The sequence below is a fragment of the Mesorhizobium sp. M0208 genome (assembly GCF_040322015.1).
Taxonomy (GTDB): domain Bacteria; phylum Pseudomonadota; class Alphaproteobacteria; order Rhizobiales; family Rhizobiaceae; genus Mesorhizobium.
Genome location: NZ_JAMYSP010000007.1, coordinates 86,539 through 102,801, shown reverse-complemented (window position 1 = coordinate 102,801; position 16,263 = coordinate 86,539). Strand labels below are relative to the sequence as shown.

At 61.7% G+C, this 16,263-nt stretch carries 16 protein-coding genes and 3 pseudogenes; 11 read left to right on the top strand and 8 right to left on the bottom strand.

Going from position 1 to position 16,263, the window contains the following annotated elements; translation table 11 throughout:
- The first annotated feature begins 163 nt into the window (after positions 1 to 163).
- Together NKJ17_RS09970 and bmt are read left to right on the top strand one after the other, a co-directional pair.
- Positions 164 to 1,006 (top strand): helix-turn-helix domain-containing protein, encoded by an 843-nt coding sequence (locus NKJ17_RS09970; protein WP_254818179.1) that lies wholly within the window; start codon positions 164 to 166, stop codon positions 1,004 to 1,006.
- A gap of 88 nt (positions 1,007 to 1,094) precedes the next feature.
- Positions 1,095 to 2,111 (top strand): betaine--homocysteine S-methyltransferase, encoded by a 1,017-nt coding sequence (gene bmt, locus NKJ17_RS09965; RefSeq protein ID WP_292654777.1) that lies wholly within the window; start codon positions 1,095 to 1,097, stop codon positions 2,109 to 2,111.
- A 150-nt stretch (positions 2,112 to 2,261) separates the two neighbouring features.
- Here bmt and NKJ17_RS09960 read toward each other — a convergent pair whose 3' ends face one another.
- The 5 genes and pseudogenes from NKJ17_RS09960 to NKJ17_RS09940 all read right to left on the bottom strand — a co-directional run bounded on the left by NKJ17_RS09960 (position 2,262) and on the right by NKJ17_RS09940 (position 7,860).
- Entirely contained in the window at positions 2,262 to 4,382 is a 2,121-nt protein-coding gene (locus NKJ17_RS09960) for a vWA domain-containing protein (protein WP_352505753.1), read from the bottom strand.
- A gap of 2 nt (positions 4,383 to 4,384) precedes the next feature.
- Positions 4,385 to 4,945 (bottom strand): RNA polymerase sigma factor, encoded by a 561-nt coding sequence (locus tag NKJ17_RS09955; RefSeq protein WP_352505752.1) that lies wholly within the window; start codon positions 4,943 to 4,945, stop codon positions 4,385 to 4,387.
- Between the two features lie 67 nt (positions 4,946 to 5,012).
- Positions 5,013 to 5,420: pseudogene (locus NKJ17_RS09950) on the bottom strand (dienelactone hydrolase family protein); the annotation flags it as partial.
- 86 nt (positions 5,421 to 5,506) lie between these two features.
- Complete coding sequence (locus NKJ17_RS09945; protein ID WP_352505751.1) at positions 5,507 to 6,196, bottom strand: hypothetical protein; 690 nt, start codon at positions 6,194 to 6,196, stop codon at positions 5,507 to 5,509.
- An 89-nt stretch (positions 6,197 to 6,285) separates the two neighbouring features.
- Positions 6,286 to 7,860 carry a trimethylamine methyltransferase family protein gene (locus NKJ17_RS09940; protein ID WP_254818174.1) on the bottom strand — a complete coding sequence of 525 codons (1,575 nt, stop codon included), beginning with the start codon at positions 7,858 to 7,860 and terminating at the stop codon, positions 6,286 to 6,288.
- A 310-nt stretch (positions 7,861 to 8,170) separates the two neighbouring features.
- Between NKJ17_RS09940 and NKJ17_RS09935 the strand changes: the two genes are divergently transcribed.
- Entirely contained in the window at positions 8,171 to 8,869 is a 699-nt protein-coding gene (locus tag NKJ17_RS09935) for a cobalamin B12-binding domain-containing protein (protein ID WP_023676506.1), read from the top strand.
- Between the two features lie 82 nt (positions 8,870 to 8,951).
- On the opposite strand, the gene NKJ17_RS09930 is transcribed toward NKJ17_RS09935, so the two are convergent.
- The gene (locus tag NKJ17_RS09930) at positions 8,952 to 9,092 is read right to left on the bottom strand and encodes an entericidin A/B family lipoprotein (protein WP_023676507.1); all 141 of its coding nucleotides are present in this window, start codon (positions 9,090 to 9,092) and stop codon (positions 8,952 to 8,954) included.
- A gap of 64 nt (positions 9,093 to 9,156) precedes the next feature.
- On the opposite strand from NKJ17_RS09930, the gene NKJ17_RS09925 reads away from it, so the two are divergent.
- Positions 9,157 to 9,786 (top strand): DUF1638 domain-containing protein, encoded by a 630-nt coding sequence (locus NKJ17_RS09925; protein ID WP_254818173.1) that lies wholly within the window; start codon positions 9,157 to 9,159, stop codon positions 9,784 to 9,786.
- Positions 9,787 to 9,794: 8 nt separating this feature from the next.
- On the opposite strand, the gene NKJ17_RS09920 is transcribed toward NKJ17_RS09925, so the two are convergent.
- A complete protein-coding gene (locus tag NKJ17_RS09920) occupies positions 9,795 to 10,718 on the bottom strand; it encodes an NAD-dependent epimerase/dehydratase family protein (RefSeq protein WP_254818172.1) in 924 nt (307 codons plus the stop codon).
- 121 nt (positions 10,719 to 10,839) lie between these two features.
- Between NKJ17_RS09920 and NKJ17_RS09915 the strand changes: the two are divergent.
- Positions 10,840 to 11,414: pseudogene (locus tag NKJ17_RS09915) on the top strand (DUF4893 domain-containing protein).
- A gap of 31 nt (positions 11,415 to 11,445) precedes the next feature.
- Here the strand turns inward: NKJ17_RS09915 and NKJ17_RS09910 are convergent.
- Positions 11,446 to 11,568 (bottom strand): hypothetical protein, encoded by a 123-nt coding sequence (locus NKJ17_RS09910; RefSeq protein ID WP_352688244.1) that lies wholly within the window; start codon positions 11,566 to 11,568, stop codon positions 11,446 to 11,448.
- Here NKJ17_RS09910 and NKJ17_RS09905 point away from each other — a divergent pair.
- The 6 genes and pseudogenes from NKJ17_RS09905 (at position 11,522) to NKJ17_RS09880 (ending at position 16,158) form a co-directional block, all read left to right on the top strand.
- Positions 11,522 to 11,907 (top strand): annotated as a pseudogene (locus NKJ17_RS09905) (hypothetical protein). The gene NKJ17_RS09910 and the pseudogene NKJ17_RS09905 sit on opposite strands and share 47 nt — an antisense overlap.
- Positions 11,908 to 11,950: 43 nt before the next feature.
- Positions 11,951 to 12,862 carry a fatty acid desaturase gene (locus tag NKJ17_RS09900; protein WP_352505749.1) on the top strand — a complete coding sequence of 304 codons (912 nt, stop codon included), beginning with the start codon at positions 11,951 to 11,953 and terminating at the stop codon, positions 12,860 to 12,862.
- Positions 12,863 to 13,096: 234 nt separating this feature from the next.
- Positions 13,097 to 13,399, top strand: a complete 303-nt coding sequence (locus tag NKJ17_RS09895) for a virulence factor (protein ID WP_352505748.1) — start codon at positions 13,097 to 13,099, stop codon at positions 13,397 to 13,399.
- Positions 13,392 to 14,015 (top strand): methylenetetrahydrofolate reductase C-terminal domain-containing protein, encoded by a 624-nt coding sequence (locus tag NKJ17_RS09890; protein ID WP_352505747.1) that lies wholly within the window; start codon positions 13,392 to 13,394, stop codon positions 14,013 to 14,015. Before NKJ17_RS09895 ends, NKJ17_RS09890 begins: the two co-directional genes overlap by 8 nt.
- Positions 14,012 to 15,103: a methylenetetrahydrofolate reductase gene (locus tag NKJ17_RS09885; RefSeq protein ID WP_352477600.1), complete on the top strand. Its 1,092-nt coding sequence runs from the start codon at positions 14,012 to 14,014 to the stop codon at positions 15,101 to 15,103. The genes NKJ17_RS09890 and NKJ17_RS09885 overlap by 4 nt, the downstream gene beginning before the upstream one ends.
- An 80-nt stretch (positions 15,104 to 15,183) precedes the next feature.
- Positions 15,184 to 16,158: a methyltetrahydrofolate cobalamin methyltransferase gene (locus NKJ17_RS09880; protein WP_023676516.1), complete on the top strand. Its 975-nt coding sequence runs from the start codon at positions 15,184 to 15,186 to the stop codon at positions 16,156 to 16,158.
- Positions 16,159 to 16,263 lie beyond the last annotated feature (105 nt).

Here is a 16,263-nt window from a genome sequence, read left to right as displayed (position 1 = left end):
GTTGCATCGAGGCAACGCGATAAAGCGCACAAACTGTTGCGATTGCGCATTTTCAGCTGCATATGTTATGCATTGCAAACAACGGACCGGATTCATTTACGCCTGAAGCCCGCGTTCGCAGGTTTCAGCGCAAATTTTTCCTCCTATCGAGTGGGACGGCGATTTGGACAAGCGCGACCTGTCGACGATCTTTCGCGAGCGCCTGAAAATGCTCTTGACAAGGTCCGATTTGAACCAATCAGCGTTCGCCGGTGCGGTTGGCATCGACCGTTCGGCACTGTCGCAGCTGCTCTCCGGCGGCTCGACCCGCCTTCCCCGTGCTGAAACGCTGCTTAACATCGCCGCCGAATTCAAAGTCTCGCTCGACTGGCTGCTCGGCCTCAGCCACGACGAGGGCGTCACCGGTGAAATCCGCGAGAGCCTTGAGATCGAGGAGGCGCCGGACGGCTTCGACCGCACGCTGCTGGCTCGCTGGCATGCCGAGGCGGCGGGAACGAAAATCCGCTACGTGCCGGCCGGCATTCCCGATCTTCTGCGCACCGAGGCGCTTGTCGACTATGAAGCCGTCATCGCCAACAAGAGCCGCGAGGCACAGGCCGGCGAAACGCAGTATCGCATTGACTACAACCGACGGCCCGAAACCGACATGGAAGTCTGTATGCCGCGCCACACGCTGGAGATCTTCGCGCGCGGGCTGGGCGTGTGGGACCGCTTTCCGGAAGCCGACCGCCACCAGCAACTCCTCCACATGGCGACACTGCTCGACGACCTCTATCCCACCTTCCGCCTGTTTCTCTATGACGGGCGGATGCGCTATTCGATCCCCTACACGATCTTCGGGCCTTATCGCGCTGCCATTTACGTCGGCGACATGTATCTGGTGCTCAACGCCACGCAGCCGATCCGCATCCTGACCAGCCATTTCGACAATCTGATCCGTGCCGCGGACGTCAACGCGCATGAGGCGGCCAGCTTCACACGAAAGCTGGCGGAGATGCGATTTTGACCGGTTGTTTCCCGCGCCGACATTGACGTCACATAAAGAATTCTTTATATCGTTATCTCAATAATTCTCCGGGAAGGCGTATTCCACAATGACCAATCCGATCGACGCGCTGCTTGCCGAAAAGGGCGTCCTGCTCGCCGATGGCGCCACCGGCACCAATCTGTTCGCCATGGGCCTTGAGGCCGGCGAGGCTCCCGAGCTCTTGAACGAGACCGCTCCCGACACCATCACCAGCCTGCACCAGAACTTTGTCGATGCCGGCGCCGACATCATCCTGACCAACTCTTTTGGCGGCACCCGCCATCGGCTCAAGCTGCACCATGCGCAGGACCGGGTCTATGCGCTGAACAAGCGCGCCGCCGAAATCGCAAGCGCCGTTGCAAAAAAGGCCGGCCGCAAGGTGATCGTGGCCGGCTCAGTCGGCCCGACCGGCGAGCTGCTGGTACCGCTTGGCGCCATGACCTATGACGAGGCGGTCGAGGCCTTTGCCGAGCAGATCGAGGGGTTGAAGGCGGGCGGCGCCGAAGTCGCCTGGATCGAAACCATGTCGGCGCCGGACGAGATCCGTGCCGCCGCCGAAGCCGCCATCCGCGTCGGCCTGCCGTATACCTATACCGGCTCCTTCGATACCGCCGGCCGCACCATGATGGGACTGCTGCCGAAGGACATCCACGGCGTCGTCGATGGCCTGTCGCAGACGCCGCTCGGTGTCGGCGCCAATTGCGGTGTCGGCGCCTCCGATATTCTCGCTTCGCTGCTCGACATGACCGAGGCGAAGCCGGAGGCAACGGTGATCGTCAAGGGCAATTGCGGCATTCCCGAATTTCGCGGTGCCGAGATCTACTATTCGGGCACACCCGAGCTGATGGCCGACTATGTGCGCCTCGCCGTCGATGCCGGCGCCAAAATCGTCGGCGGCTGCTGCGGTACCTCGTTCCAGCACCTTGCCGCCATGCGCAAGGCGCTCGATGCGCATACCAAGTCGGATCGCCCGACCGTCGAGCAGATCGTCGAACGCATCGGCCCGATGCGCAACAAGCAGGCTACGGTCAACGTCGCCGAGACCAGCGAAGCCCGCCGCGAGCGGCGCCGCGGACGCGCCTGACGCTTTCGTCTGCGACGCGGTCCGCGCGAAGCAGTGCGGCCGCGAAAAAAAGGCCGGCAAGGTTTCCCTCGCCGGCCTGCCTCACCCGCCCGTAGGCCGGCTCCCCCTATCAGAACGATCCCATCTGAAAGAAACCGGCGGTCATTGCCACTACCGGTTACCGCCGAGCGCCGAGGCAAGGCGCACAAGCGAGAGGAACTCGGACCGGTATCCAAACGGGTCGGGTCCTCTGGCGGCGGTGGCAATCTGCATGATCTTGTCGTAGCCGAACTTCGCGGTCGCATCCTCGTCGCGCAGCTTCTGGCCGAAGGCAGCAACGGCAACGGAAAAACGCTGGTCGGTGCTGGCCTGGTCGAACGACGCCACCTCGTCGGCTGACGTCACTGGCGTGGTGATCAGCTTTGAAGTGTCCTCGTTCGGCAGCTTGTAGCGGATCTTGACGAAGGCATATTCGTCGGCATTGGCAACACCGCCATTGTTCACCGAGGCCTGGCCATAGCGCAGTTGATCAATCTGTTCGCCGCCGCTGCCCTTAGGCGTGATTTCGTAGATCGCTGTGACCGAATGGCCTGAGCCGATCTCGCCGGCGTCGACCCGGTCATTGTTGAAATCCTCGCGATTCAAGGCGCGGGTCTCGTAGCCGATCAGCCGGTACTCCGAAACCTTGTTCGGGTTGAACTCGACCTGGATCTTCACGTCCTTGGCGATGGTGAACAGTGTCGAGGAGGCATCCTCGACCAGTACCTTCTCGGCCTCCGCCAACGTATCGATATAGGCAGCGGTGCCATTGCCGTTCTGGGCGATGGTCTGCATCATCTGATCGTTCAGATTGTCGCGGCCGAAGCCGAACACCGACAGGAATACGCCTGTCTTGCGCTCCTTTTCGATCAGCCGCTTCAGATCGTCGTCGTCGGTCTGGCCGACATTGAAATCACCGTCGGTGGCGAGCATCACCCGATTGATGCCGTCCTTGACGAAGGATTTCTGCGCCAGCCGGTAGGCTTGCCTGATGCCGGCCTCGCCTGCCGTCGAGCCGCCCGATGTCAGATTGTCGATGGCAGCGAGGATCTTGTCCTTTTCCGAAGCCTTGGTGGGCTCCAGCACGGTACCGGCATCGCCCGCATAGGTGACGATCGAGACCGTGTCGTCAGGTCTCAGCTTGTTGACCAGCAGTCGGAAGGCCGACTGCAGGAGCGGCAGCTTGTCCTGCTCGTTCATCGAGCCCGACACATCGATCAGGAAGACCAGATTGGCCTTGGGCTGCTCGGCCGGCTTCACGTCGAAGCCCTTGATGGCGACGTGCATCAGCTTGGTGTGTTCGTTCCATGGCGTCGGCATGACGCTGACGGTCGAGTTGAACGGCGTCGAGGTGGAGTCCGGGCCTTTCCAGTCATAGGGGAAGTAGTTGACCATCTCCTCGACGCGCACCGTATCGGCTTGCGGAATAAAACCTTCCTTCAGCGAGCGCCGCACGAAGGAATAGGAAGCGGTGTCGACATCGATAGAGAACGTCGAGACCGGATCTTCCAGCGCGGCATGCACCGGATTGGTCTTGAAATTCTCGATGCGATCGCGGTTTTCCTCTTGCGGCAGCATCTGGTCGGCCGGCGCAGCGGCAGGCTGCTGTGCCATCAGCTTGGGCTCGGCAACCGTGCCAGGCATGCGTCCGACCCGCGCGCCGCCATCGACGGCCGGAGCCGCGGTGCTGGTGCCGCCATTCAGCACAAACTCGCCACTCTGCGCCGGTTCGGGAGCATTGCGGGTGAGCACGTCCTGCTGGGTCAACCCGCCGACTGCGGTCGATTCCGCTTTCGGCGGCGATGTCGGCGCCACAAGCGCCTCGCCGGCGTTACGGCTTTCGCTGTCGGCGTCCGCCTTCTTCTGCTTGTCTGCTTCGGCCACGACCGGCGGTTTGACGGCCGCCGGCTTGTCGGCCAGTGTCTCGGTGATCTTGTCGTCCCCGCCGAATTCGGGCCCGCTGAATGTGGATTCCCCAAGCATGTACATGGCAGCGTATCCGGCGATCGGCAGGGCAACGAGCCCGGCGATGGCCGGCGTGGCGAAGAGTTTCTTTTGCATGATTTCGCTCCAGAGCCTTTGTGCTCGCTCTGTGAGACGAAGCCCGCTTGCCGATCCTTGGGCGGCCGGTAAAGTTTTTTCTTCCATGTCATAGGCGCGCAGCGCGGCCTGGAGGGCACGCGCCTTTGCGTCCGCGTCCGGCGCCGGTGCCGCGATGTCGCGCAGTTTGTTGAGTTCGTTGTCGTCGACCATGGTCACACTTCCCCGGCTGAACGCATCAGCGTCTTCAGCCGTTTCTTCGCTTCATGGATGTGCCAGGAAGCCGTCGTCTCCGAGATCGCCATCGCCTCGGCGGCGGCTGCATGGCTCAGCCCTTCGCCATAGACCAGCAGCACCGCGTCGCGCTGCTTGTCCGGCAGCTTGCGCACCGCCGCCCAGAGCGCCTCGGCCGGGTCTTCCGGCTCAGCCGAGATTTCCCCCGAAATCAGGACATAGGCGCCATAGGCATCGGTCTTGACCGTCTCGCGGGCGGTCTTGCGCATCATGTCGCGCGCCGCATTCAGCGTCATAGCGTAGAGCCATGTCGTGAAGACGCCGCTGCCATGATAGTCGCGGATCGCCCGGCCAAGCCGGACGCAGACTTCTTGGGCGATATCCTCGGCGTCGGCCTTTTTCCCGCACCAGCGATAGGCGGCGCGATAGACGAAACCGTAGTGCCTTTCGAGCAACTTGCCGAAAGCACCCCGATCTCCGCCCTTCGCCCGCCCGATCAGTTCAGCGTCGGAGGCTTCGCTTTCGTCCAGCATCATCGCCATCATTGCCTGTTGGACGAAGGCTAATGGCTGTTCCTTGGGGCGATGGAAAGAATTTTCTGGCGCGCCGTCACGTCGTAACGGTTGGCGTGCCCTGACCGAGCGTCTCCGCGAACAGCGTCGTCAGCCGCTTCCAGTGGCGCTCGGCGCCGGCTGCATCGAAGGCGCTGTGGTCCGGCACGCACCAGCCGTGCGCCATGCCGGCATAGTTCTCGATGACATGGTCGACCTCGGCCGCGCGCAGCGCTTCGGCCAGCCGCGCGGCTTGCGCGGGCGGAAAGCTGCGATCAGTGCCGGCCGTACCGATATAAACCCTTGCCTTGAGCGAAGCGGCCTTCCGGTGCGGACTGTCGGCGGCGTCACCAGCCAGATTGCCGCCGTGGAAACTGGCCGCGGCAACGATGCGGCCGGGATAGCTGGCCGCTGCGTTCAGTGCCCGCGCTCCACCCATGCAGCAGCCGACAATGCCGACCGGCCCGACGTGCGATAGATACCGGCGGTGACCGTCGCCGCAAGCTGTAGTGAGGCGATCTGCTTCAAGATTTCGTGCGGCATTCGGCGACGCTACAGACGCGCGAATGCTGCCATGTGAAAGGCCTGAACTTCGGCCGGATAGCGATAGTCGGTGCAGTAAGGACAGGCGTTGCGATCAAGGCAGCCGCCGGTCCGGCAGGGCTCGCCGTTTTGCCCGCGCACATGCGCCAGACAGGCTTCATGTGCAAAACCATCCGCAGAATAAGCCTCTACCGGACAGGATTTCAGGCAGGGTTTTTCCAGACATGTGTCGCAAAGGTGAATCATGTCGCGGGGTTCTTGGAGCGCAATTTCGTCTTCGAACAGCAGCGCGCCGCGATAGGCATGCCAGAGCCCATATTGCGGATGCATGAGAATGCCGAGCGGTGACGGCTTCAACCCCTCCGCACGCATCGCCCATTGCTGGAATGGCAGATAAGGCCTGTCGGACGGCGACACAGCGCGCGCCCCTAATTTTCCGGCCACCGCGCCGATCACTTCGCGCGACCATCTGTCGAGCGGATCGTCGATCGGCTGTGACCGTTTCTCCAACCAGTGCATAAAGTGCGGCCAAGGTGCGGCACCCGCCTGCCCCACCAGCAGGACGGATTTGGCGGTAGCGCCGGAGAGATCGGAAGGCGCCTTCTCAGCGCCTGCAAAATTGAAGCCGCCGCGAAGCACGAGACCGTGTGCGGAAAGTGCCGCCGCGATGGTTTCGACCATGCTGCGCTCGAGGATCATCCCTTCTTGTCCGGGTCGGAGAAGGCGCTCCGCCAGACTTCCTTGTGGATGATGTTGGCGACTTTAGCCCCGCCTGATTCGGGCTCCTTTCAGGTGAAGGCGTCGGCCATCGACGCCTTCTTCCTGGCAATGAAGTCCTTCAGCCCGTCGTCGATACCCGGATCGAGATGCGGCGCCTCGTAGCTTTCCAGCCAGCGGCGGGCGAGCTCGTTGGCGCGCTGCGGGGCGGTTTTTTCGCCTTCGGCCAGCCATTGCTCGTAAGAATTGTTGTCGGCAATGTTGGAACGATAGAATGCCGTCTGGAAATTGGCCTGGGTGTGATCGCAGCCGAGATAATGGCTGCCCGGGCCAACCTGGCGGATGGCGTCCATCGCCTGGCCGTTTTCCGACAGGTCGACGCCTTCGGAGAACTTCTGCGTCATGCCGAGCTGGTCGATATCCATCATGAACTTTTCGTAGCAGGAGGCGAGACCGCCCTCGAGCCAGCCGGCCGAATGCAGCACGAAATTGGTGCCGGCGAGGATCGTCGAGTTCAGCGTGTTGGCGCTCTCGTAGGCGGCCTGCGCATCGGGGATTTTTGAAGCACAGAGCGAACCGCCGGTGCGGAACGGCAGGCCGAGCCTGCGGGCAAGCTGTGCGGCGCCATACGAGACCAGCGACGGCTCCGGCGTGCCGAAAGTCGGCGCGCCCGACTGCATCGAGATCGACGAGGCGAAGGTGCCGAACAGCACCGGCGCACCCGGCCGGATCAGCTGTGTGAACGACGCCCCGGCCAGAACCTCGGCCAAAACCTGTGTCAGCGTGCCGGCGACCGTCACCGGGCTCATCGCACCGGCAAGGATGAACGGCGTGACGATACAGGCCTGATTGTGGCGCGAATAGACCTTCAGCGCTCCCAGCATGGTCTCGTCGAAGACCATCGGCGAGTTGGCATTGATCAGGCTGGTCAGCACCGTGTTGTTCTCGACGAAATCGTCACCAAACACGATCTTGGCCATCGCCACCGTGTCTTCGGCGCGCTCGGGCGCGGTCACCGAGCCCATGAACGGCTTGTCCGAATATTTGATATGGCTGTAGACCATGTCGAGATGCCGTTTGTTGACCGGCACGTCGACCGGCTCGCAAACCGTGCCGCCCGAATGGTGGATCGACGGCGCCATATAGGCGAGTTTCACGAAATTCCGGAAATCCTCGATCGTCGCATAGCGCCTGACGCCGTCGAGATCGCGCACGAAGGGCGGTCCATAGACTGGCGCGAACACTGTCGCGTTGCCGCCGATCTGCACCGAGCGCTCGCCGTTGCGAGCGTGCTGGGTGTAGACGGACGGAGCGGTCTTCAACAGCGAGCGGCAGAGGCCCTTGGGGAAATGCACCCGCTCGCCCTTGACGTCGGCGCCCGCCTCTTTCCAAAGCTTTAGCGCCTCGGCGTCGTCGCGGAAGATGATGCCGATCTCCTCCAGCACCGTGTCGGTGTTCTTTTCGATCAGCGCCAGCCCTTCCTCGTCCAGCACTTCATAGACGTTGATCTTGCGCTTGATATAGGTGAGCTGTGTGCCGGGGCCGCCGCCCGAACGTGCAGCCCGTCGGGCTGCGGCGCCACCGCTGGCAGCGCGTCCGCGCCGCGCGTTTGACGCTTCCTGATCGACCGGCGCGTTCTCACTCATAATCGTTCTTCCCTGGCTTTCGTTCTGGCCTTGATTTACTCCGGCCGGGCTCTTGTACCGGCCTGAAATCCGTTTGCGGCCGCATATTGCGGTCTCTGGCCGGATCGTAGCCATGCACCCTATTCGAAACGGCCCGCCAGCGCCAACGCCTGTCGCAAAATCGACAAGAATTCCAAGAGATTTACGGTCGCTTTCGTTTTGCGGGAAGTCGCAAATCAGCTATGGACAACCGGCCCATGCGGGTTAGGTATTGGCGCGATATTTTTTAAGCTGCCGCGATAGTTGTAGCCGGCAAGGAGCCTGAGAAAAAATGGCCGACGACGAGATCATCCTTTCGGAACTCTCCGACGACGAGTTGGTGCAGCAGATGCACGACGATCTTTATGACGGGTTGAAGGAAGAAATCGAGGAAGGCACCAATATCCTTCTCGAGCGCGGCTGGGCGCCTTACAAGGTGCTGACCGAGGCTCTGGTCGAAGGCATGCGCATCGTCGGTGAGGATTTCCGCGATGGCATCCTGTTCGTTCCCGAAGTGCTGCTGTCGGCCAACGCGATGAAGGCCGGCATGTTCATCCTGCGTCCGCTGCTTGTCGCCACTGGCGCGCCAAAGCAGGGCAAGATGGTGATCGGCACCGTCAAGGGCGACATCCACGATATCGGCAAGAACCTGGTCGGCATGATGATGGAAGGCGCCGGCTTCGATGTCATTGACCTCGGCATCAACAATGCGGTCGAAAAATATCTCGATGCCATCGAAAAGCACCAGCCCGACATTATCGGCATGTCAGCGCTACTGACGACGACCATGCCTTACATGAAGGTCGTCATCGATACGATGAAGGAAAAGGGCATTCGCGACGACTATGTTGTGCTGGTCGGCGGTGCGCCGCTCAACGAGGAATTCGGCAAAGCCGTCGGTGCCGACGCCTATTGCCGCGACGCCGCGGTGGCGGTCGAGACCGCCAAGGACTTCATGAAGCGCAAGCACAACGTCCGCGCTTCGGCCTGAGGTCAATAAGTCCGGCACCAACGAGAAAAGCCGCGCCTTGCAGTGCGGCTTTTTTATTCCCAAATGTTTAGAGCCGTGCGGATCAGGGTTTCTTGACGGTATCGTCAACAGCTTTAGCAGTGGATTTGATATCCTTACCGACGCCGCGCACCGTGTTGGCGCAGGCCGAAACAGCCAAGGCGCAGGCGAGAATAGCGATTGGCGCAACGCGGAACAATTTCATGAATGGTGTCTCCCTCAGGATATAAATTCGCTGGACAGCAACGAAGATGGATTAGACTGGTTCCATGACTACCGCGCGAAAACAACAATCCGATCAGGGCGACAGGCTGCTCGTCATCGCCTGCGGGATGATTGCGCGCGAGGTTTTGGCGGTCAAGGAGCAGCTTGGGCTCGACCATCTCGACCTGACCTGCCTGCCAGCGGAGTTCCACTTCTATCCGGACCGCATCGCGCCGGCCATGGACAAGGCAATCGAGAAGGCCAAGACCGACGGCTACAGACACATCTTCGTCGGCTATGCCGATTGCGGCACGGGTGGCTTGCTCGATCGGATCTGCGAGAAGCATGGCGTCGAGCGCATGGCCGGGCCGCATTGCTTTGCTTTCTACCAGGGCATGGATACCTATGCGAAGGTCGCCGATGATGACATGATGTCGTTCTACATGACCGATTTCCTCTGCCGGCAATTCGATGCCTTCTTCATGAAGCCGCTCGGCCTGGACAAGCACCCGGAGCTGATCAAGGACTATTTCGGCAACTACGAGAAGCTGATCTATATCGCTCAGACTGACGACCCGGAACTCGACAAGGTCGCCGAAAAGGCGGCGAAAATGCTCGGTCTCGCCTATGAGCGGCGCTCGACCGGCTATGGTGACCTGACGAAGGAACTGGCCAGCGCTGCAATCCTGGCTTGACGGTACTTCTAGGCAAGGCCTTCTTCAGCTTCGAGCCCGGCGAGCACATCGGCAAAGCTCGTCTTGCAGACGAAACCCAGCCGGTCCCTCGCTCGCGACGCATCGTAGACCCGGTCGATCGACGAAAAAATCGTCCAGCCTTTCTTCGCGTAGAGTGCCGGATAATCCGGAAAATAGCGTGCGACGACCGAGGGTGCATCGGCGATCAATGCCGCGCAATCCTCGGGCTGGAACGGTGTCGGTGCCGAAATGATGAAGATGTCGAAGCCCAATTGCGGTGCTTTCTCCAAGGCAGCGATATGGGCATCGGCAGCATCCTCCACCGTCAGCCGGCGAAACAAAAGCTCATTGGCTTTGGTGTTGGCGTCCGACTGTTCGATCACGTGCGCCATATCGTCTGCTTCGGGAAAGAACCGAGCGGTGCGCAGTACGATCGACGGAAGGCCGAACTGGAGCTGGTAAAGGCGACAAAGATGTTCCGCGGCAAGCTTGGTGACGCCATAGATGTTGCGTGGCTCCGGCGACATGTCTTCCGTCAGCCATGCCGCCTTGCGCGCGCCTCCCGTGAAACCGGCGCGTATGGCCTCGGAAATCATCAGCGATGTCGTCGACGTAAACACGAAGCGCTGAACCGCGAATGCAGCGGCCGCATCGAGCAGGTTGAGCGTGCCGCGCACATTCGTCTCGACGAAATCCTCGTTGCGATAACGTTCGATGTCGGGCTTGTGCAGCGCGCCGCTGTGGATGATGGCCTCGATGCGGTTCTCCTCGACCGCCTGCATGACCAGGTCGCGATCGGCGACTGAGCCGACGATTGGAGTTTCCGAAGACGGAACGGGATCGAGGCCGGTGACGTCATGGCCGAGGGCCCGCAGGCGCGGTGCCAAGGCGCTGCCCAGCCAGCCCGACGATCCCGTCAGCAAGATCCGCATTCTTTCCACCTCGTTTCCGCTGTCGATGCCCAAGCACGGATGACAGAACGTGGCGAAACATTAAGGTATGCGCCAGACAAGAAAACGGGCTGCTCTAGCCATCAACAGGGAAACGCCACCGATGATCGCTCGCCTCATGTTTGCCGCAGCAACTGTCCTCTGCTTGACCATGCCCGCGTTCGCCGACGGCGAGGTGCAGAAGTTGATAACGGCTGCCGACAAGGCGCGGCTCGACAAATATGGCGAGACGCGCAAGGCAGCGCTTGACGAGGCGAAGGCCGGCGATCCGGCCGAGGTCAAGCAGCTCGACGCCTTGCTGGCAAAGCCGCTGGTTTCCTTCTCCGACAACGACCTGACCGGCAAGTGGCAATGCCGCACCATCAAGGCCGGCGGATTGAGCCCGCTCGTCATCTATGGCTGGTTCAAATGCAAGGTGAGCGACGATGGTTCCGGCTGGAGACTGGAAAAGATCACCGGCTCGCAGCGCACCAAGGGCCGCTTCTTCGACGATGGCGAGAAACGCGCATCTATGTTGGTTCCTTCTACGTCAACGACGATCCGGCAAAGCCCTACGGCAGCGGCCCGGAAAGCGATCAGGTCGGCTATGCCTTCCGCAACAGCGCCAGCGAATGGCGCATCGAGTTCCCGGCGCCCTATTACGAATCGAAGCTCGACATCCTCGAACTCAAGCGCTGAGCCCCGATCACCAAGGGTTAACCCGGTCAGCCTAGCATTCGCGCGCAAAGAACAGGTCTTTGCGGAGGTCGCGAACCATGGCACGGTCGAAACCAAACCAACGACCGATCGTCGTCGTCACCGAAGGCGGCTCGCATATCTGGGCGATCGTCAACGCGGTCGCCGATCAACTCGGGCCGGTCAGTGTTATCCTCGAAGCACCTGAATCCAAAAAGCAATTGCTTCTCGGACGGGCGCGACGGCAAGGCTGGGCCTCGGCCATCGGTCAACTCGGCACGATGATGCTGACCCGGCAAAACCGCAGCCGGGCGACACAATTTCAAGCTACGCGTTGCGGCAGGCGGCGTTCTCGCGCGACATCTGCGTCGAGGCGGTCAGAGATGCGCTGGCCGGCAAGCTCGGCACGGTCGAGCCCGGCCTGCCTTCGAAACAATGGTATCACCCGACGGTCTGGTCCTATCTCTGGACCGGGATAACGAACGGCGTCTGGTGACGCGCCGATTTACCGGATGCCCACCCGCCGCTAACATTGCATCATGAGCGACATCGATCACCGCACCATCATTGCCGGCCTTTCGGTCGAGGACCGTCGCGACCTCACCGCCAGGCTTGACCGGCCAGGCATTTTCCGGCTGGCCGCCCATGGCGGGCTGGTTATCCTGCTGGGCGCGTTGATCGCCGCCCGCATCCCGTTCTGGCCGCTTCTCGTCTTGCCGCAGGGAATCCTGATCGTCTTCTTCTTCACGCCGCTGCACGAGACCATCCATGAAACGGCGTTCAGGACGGCGTGGCTCAATCGCGCTGTTGCCGCCGTGGCCGGCTTCCTGATCCTGCTGCCGCCGGCATGGTTCCGCTATTTCCATTTCGCCCATCACCGCCATACGCACGACCCCGAAAACGACCCCGAACTGAGGGCGCCGAAGCCGGAGACCGTCAGCCAATATCTGCGCTATCTGTCGGGCGGCCCCTATTGGATCGCCATGGGCCGCGTGGTCGCAACCAATGCGGCTGGCCGCAATCGCGACGGCTTCGTACCGGAAAAGAGTCGCGGCAAGGTGGTTGCCGAAGCACGGCTGTTCCTTATCGGTTATGCGGTGTTGCTGGCCGCATCTCTCACCATACAGTCGGCGCTGCTGTTGTGGGTCTGGATCGTGCCGGTGCTGGTAGGACAGCCGTTTTTGCGGGCCTACCTGCTGGCCGAGCACGCGTTGTGCCCGCATGTCGCCAACATGCTCGAGAACACCCGCACCACCTTCACCAACAGGCTGGTGCGCTTCGTGGCCTGGAACATGCCATACCATTCGGAGCACCATTCCTATCCGGCCGTTCCCTTCCACCGCCTGCCGCGCTTCCATGAGATCGTCGCGGAGCATCTAGGCACGACCGAACGAGGTTACGTGCGTTTCCACAGGAAGCTGGTCGGCAGCTTCGATGGCCGCGCCGGCTGACCTGTGCTGAAAGACTCCGCTTTCAACCGCGGCCGTCGATTGCGTCGCTTTTGAAGGCCCCCGCGTCGTCCCATAACAAGCAGCCCAACAGCGCTTCCGGCAATGCTCGAAACCACTGCATTGGCCCAAAACATCGGAATCGATCTTTGGAGGGCACGATGCAGCGGAGTTAGATGGTAGAGCATCGTTTGTGCGTTCGATTGGACGCGCGGCGCTCTGCAGGAGCAGGAATTCATGGCCGATCTGATCGTCGTCTACTGGCGCGACATCCCCGCCCAGGTCATCGTCAAAAAGGGCCGGCAGAACGCCAAGCGCGAACTGCCGCTGCGCTTCACCGAGGCGATCGACATGTGCGCCATGCGCACCGGCGCCGGCGGCACCGACGACTATCTTGCCGAATGGCGCAAGGCAGAACCCATCCTAGTCGGTGACGATCTTGAAGCCGAGGCGGAGAAGGCTCTTCAGGAAATCGATGCGAAATACGACCGCGAGCGGCTGATAGCTCTGGTCAAGGCGGGCGGCAAAGAAAATGTCTGATCCCCAATCAATGCCGGCGACGACGGCTCAGACCGGCCTGACGCAGGCGACCATCGTCAGGAAGGCGGCGCCGAAATCCGACTACAAGCCGGCCGACGTGTCGCCGCAGCGGCGCGTGCAGCGTTCGTTTGCAGTGCGGCTTTGGTCGGTCCGGCATTCGCGGTTGCTCGAATGGTTTTACGCCAAATTCGCCGACATGTTTCTGCTCCTCCACCCGCTTTGGAAGGGCATCGGCTACAGCCGCGTCGAAGGACCGGTGAAATTCGTCGAAAAGCGCGTCAAGGGTTTCATGTTCGACTGCCGCATGTGCGGCCAGTGCATCCTTTCCTCGACCGGCATGTCGTGCCCGATGAACTGCCCTAAGCAATTGCGCAACGGCCCTTGTGGCGGTGTCCGCGCCAACGGCAATTGCGAGGTCGAGCCTGATATGCCCTGCGTCTGGGTTAAGGCCTGGGAAGGCTCGCGGAACATGGTGCATGGCGACAGGATTTTGGAGGTGCAGAAACCGGTCGACCAATCCTTGCGCGAGACCTCCGCGTGGCTGCGCGTCACCGCGCAGGCGGCGGCCGCCCGCGATGCGGCCCGGAACATTACCAACACTGGAGCGTCGGCATGATTGGCCGCCAGCCCGACGAGAATCCGGCCGGCATCCATTTGCCGCTCGATCCCCTGCCCGGCCACACCTCGCGTGGTCGCCTGGAGCGCGTATTGAGACGCGGCGAATTCGCAGTGACGACCGAGCTCAATCCGCCCGACAGCGCCGATCCGGAAGACGTCTACAACCGCGCCAGGATTTTCGACGGCTGGGTCGACGCCATCAATGCCGTCGACGCTTCCGGCGCCAACTGCCACATGTCGTCGGTCGGCATCTGCGCCCTCCTGACCCGCATGGGCTATGCCCCGATCATGCAGATCGCCTGCCGCGACCGGAACCGCATCGCCATCCAGGGCGACGTGCTTGGGGGTGCTGCGATGGGCGTCGCCAATATGCTCTGCCTGACCGGCGACGGCGTGCAGGCCGGCGACCAGCCCGGCGCCAAGCCGGTGTTCGATCTCGACTGCATGTCGCTGCTCGAAACCTGCCGTATCATGCGCGACAACGGAAAATTCCTGTCCGGCCGCAAATTGACGACCCCGCCGCAGCTTTTCCTTGGCGCGGCCATCAACCCGTTCGCGCCGCCGATCGATTTCCGGCCCTATCGGCTTGGCAAGAAGATCGCTGCCGGCGCGCAGTTCGTGCAGAGCCAGTATTGCTTCGACGTGCCGATGTTCCGTACCTACATGCAGAAGGTCCGCGATCTCGGCTATACCGAGAAATGCTTCATCCTGTGCGGCGTCGGGCCGCTGGCCTCGGCCAAGACGGCCAAATGGATCCGCTCCAACGTGCCGGGCATTCACATTCCCGATCAGATCGTCAAGCGCCTGGAAGGCGCTCAGGATCAGAAGAAGGAAGGTAAGCAGCTCTGCATCGACATCATCAATGAGGTGAAGGAAATTCCCGGTGTGTCCGGCGTTCATGTGATGGCCTATCGCCAGGAAGAATACGTCGCCGAGATCGTCGACGAATCCGGCGTGCTGAAGGGTCGCCGGCCATGGAAGCGCGAAATCCGCCGCGACGACCAGCTCGTTGCCGACCGGCTCGACCACATACTGCATGACGACCTCACCGAAACCCAGGTCGACATGGTCAAAACCGCGCATTGACAGCGCGAATCGTCAGCATTCGCTTGATCACAAACAGATAACGATATAAAGAACTCTTTATATCACGATGGAGAGATTTCATGACCCGCACCATCGTCGCCTCGGCGACACGAGAAATCATCATCGGCTTCGATCAGCCCTTCTGCGTGATCGGCGAGCGCATTAATCCGACCGGCCGCAAAAAGCTCGCCGCCGAAATGATCGCCGGCAATTTTGAGACCGTCATCAAGGATGCGCTGGAGCAGGCCGCCTGCGGCGCGACCATGCTCGACGTCAACGCCGGCGTCACCGCAGTCGACCCCAACGCCACCGAGCCGGCGCTGCTGGTGCAGACGCTGGAGATCGTGCAGGGCCTGGTCGATCTGCCGCTGTCGATCGACTCCTCGGTGACCGCCGCGATCGAAGCGGCGCTGAAGGTCGCCAAGGGCCGGCCGCTGGTCAATTCCGTCACCGGCGAGGAGGAAAAGCTCGAAGCCATCCTGCCGCTGATCAAGAAATACAACGTTCCGGTCGTCGCCATTTCCAACGACGAGACCGGTATTTCGATGGACCCCGATGTGCGCTTTGCCGTCGCCAAGAAGATCGTTCAGCGCTGCGCCGACTTCGGCATTCCGGCGCATGACGTGGTCGTCGACCCGCTGGTCATGCCGATCGGCGCGCTGGGCGATGCCGGCCGCCAGGTATTTGCCCTGCTACGCCGGCTGCGCGAGGAGCTCAAGGTCAACACCACCTGTGGCCTCTCCAACATCTCATTCGGCCTGCCGCACCGTCATGGCATCAACGCCGCCTTCATCCCGATGGTGATCGGCGCCGGCATGACCTCGGCGATCATGAACCCGGTGCGGCCGCAGGAAATGGAAGCGGTGCGCGGCGCCAACGTGCTGAACGGCACCGACGAGAACTGCACCAACTGGATCAGGACATACAAGGACTACAAGCCTGCTGAAGGCGGCCAGGCCGTTGCCGCCCGGACGCAGGTCAACGCGCCGGGCGATGGCAATGGCAATGGCGGACGCAGGCGCGGCGGCCGCGAAGCGCGGATGGCCCGGGGTTGAGCCATGGCTTGGCCGACACGATATGGGTTTACGACTGGGAGGAACCGAAACACAGCGGCATCGCTGCCGTGGCCAAGACCCGAGCAGCGTAGAAAGTAAAGTCTG

Excerpts from the sequence above, each read along its gene's own strand:
- NKJ17_RS09930 (WP_023676507.1), bottom strand. The coding sequence starts at position 9,092 with ATGAAATTGTTCCGCGTTGCGCCAATCGCTATTCTCGCCTGCGCCTTG.
- NKJ17_RS09960 (WP_352505753.1), bottom strand. The coding sequence starts at position 4,382 with ATGGTCGACGACAACGAACTCAACAAACTGCGCGACATCGCGGCACCG.
- NKJ17_RS09920 (WP_254818172.1), bottom strand. The coding sequence starts at position 10,718 with ATGCGGATCTTGCTGACGGGATCGTCGGGCTGGCTGGGCAGCGCCTTG.
- NKJ17_RS09925 (WP_254818173.1), top strand. The coding sequence starts at position 9,157 with ATGACTACCGCGCGAAAACAACAATCCGATCAGGGCGACAGGCTGCTC.
- NKJ17_RS09895 (WP_352505748.1), top strand. The coding sequence starts at position 13,097 with ATGGCCGATCTGATCGTCGTCTACTGGCGCGACATCCCCGCCCAGGTC.
- NKJ17_RS09880 (WP_023676516.1), top strand. The coding sequence starts at position 15,184 with ATGACCCGCACCATCGTCGCCTCGGCGACACGAGAAATCATCATCGGC.
- NKJ17_RS09890 (WP_352505747.1), top strand. The coding sequence starts at position 13,392 with ATGTCTGATCCCCAATCAATGCCGGCGACGACGGCTCAGACCGGCCTG.
- NKJ17_RS09885 (WP_352477600.1), top strand. The coding sequence starts at position 14,012 with ATGATTGGCCGCCAGCCCGACGAGAATCCGGCCGGCATCCATTTGCCG.
- NKJ17_RS09940 (WP_254818174.1), bottom strand. The coding sequence starts at position 7,860 with ATGAGTGAGAACGCGCCGGTCGATCAGGAAGCGTCAAACGCGCGGCGC.
- NKJ17_RS09955 (WP_352505752.1), bottom strand. The coding sequence starts at position 4,945 with ATGGCGATGATGCTGGACGAAAGCGAAGCCTCCGACGCTGAACTGATC.
- bmt (WP_292654777.1), top strand. The coding sequence starts at position 1,095 with ATGACCAATCCGATCGACGCGCTGCTTGCCGAAAAGGGCGTCCTGCTC.
- NKJ17_RS09935 (WP_023676506.1), top strand. The coding sequence starts at position 8,171 with ATGGCCGACGACGAGATCATCCTTTCGGAACTCTCCGACGACGAGTTG.
- NKJ17_RS09945 (WP_352505751.1), bottom strand. The coding sequence starts at position 6,196 with ATGATCCTCGAGCGCAGCATGGTCGAAACCATCGCGGCGGCACTTTCC.
- NKJ17_RS09900 (WP_352505749.1), top strand. The coding sequence starts at position 11,951 with ATGAGCGACATCGATCACCGCACCATCATTGCCGGCCTTTCGGTCGAG.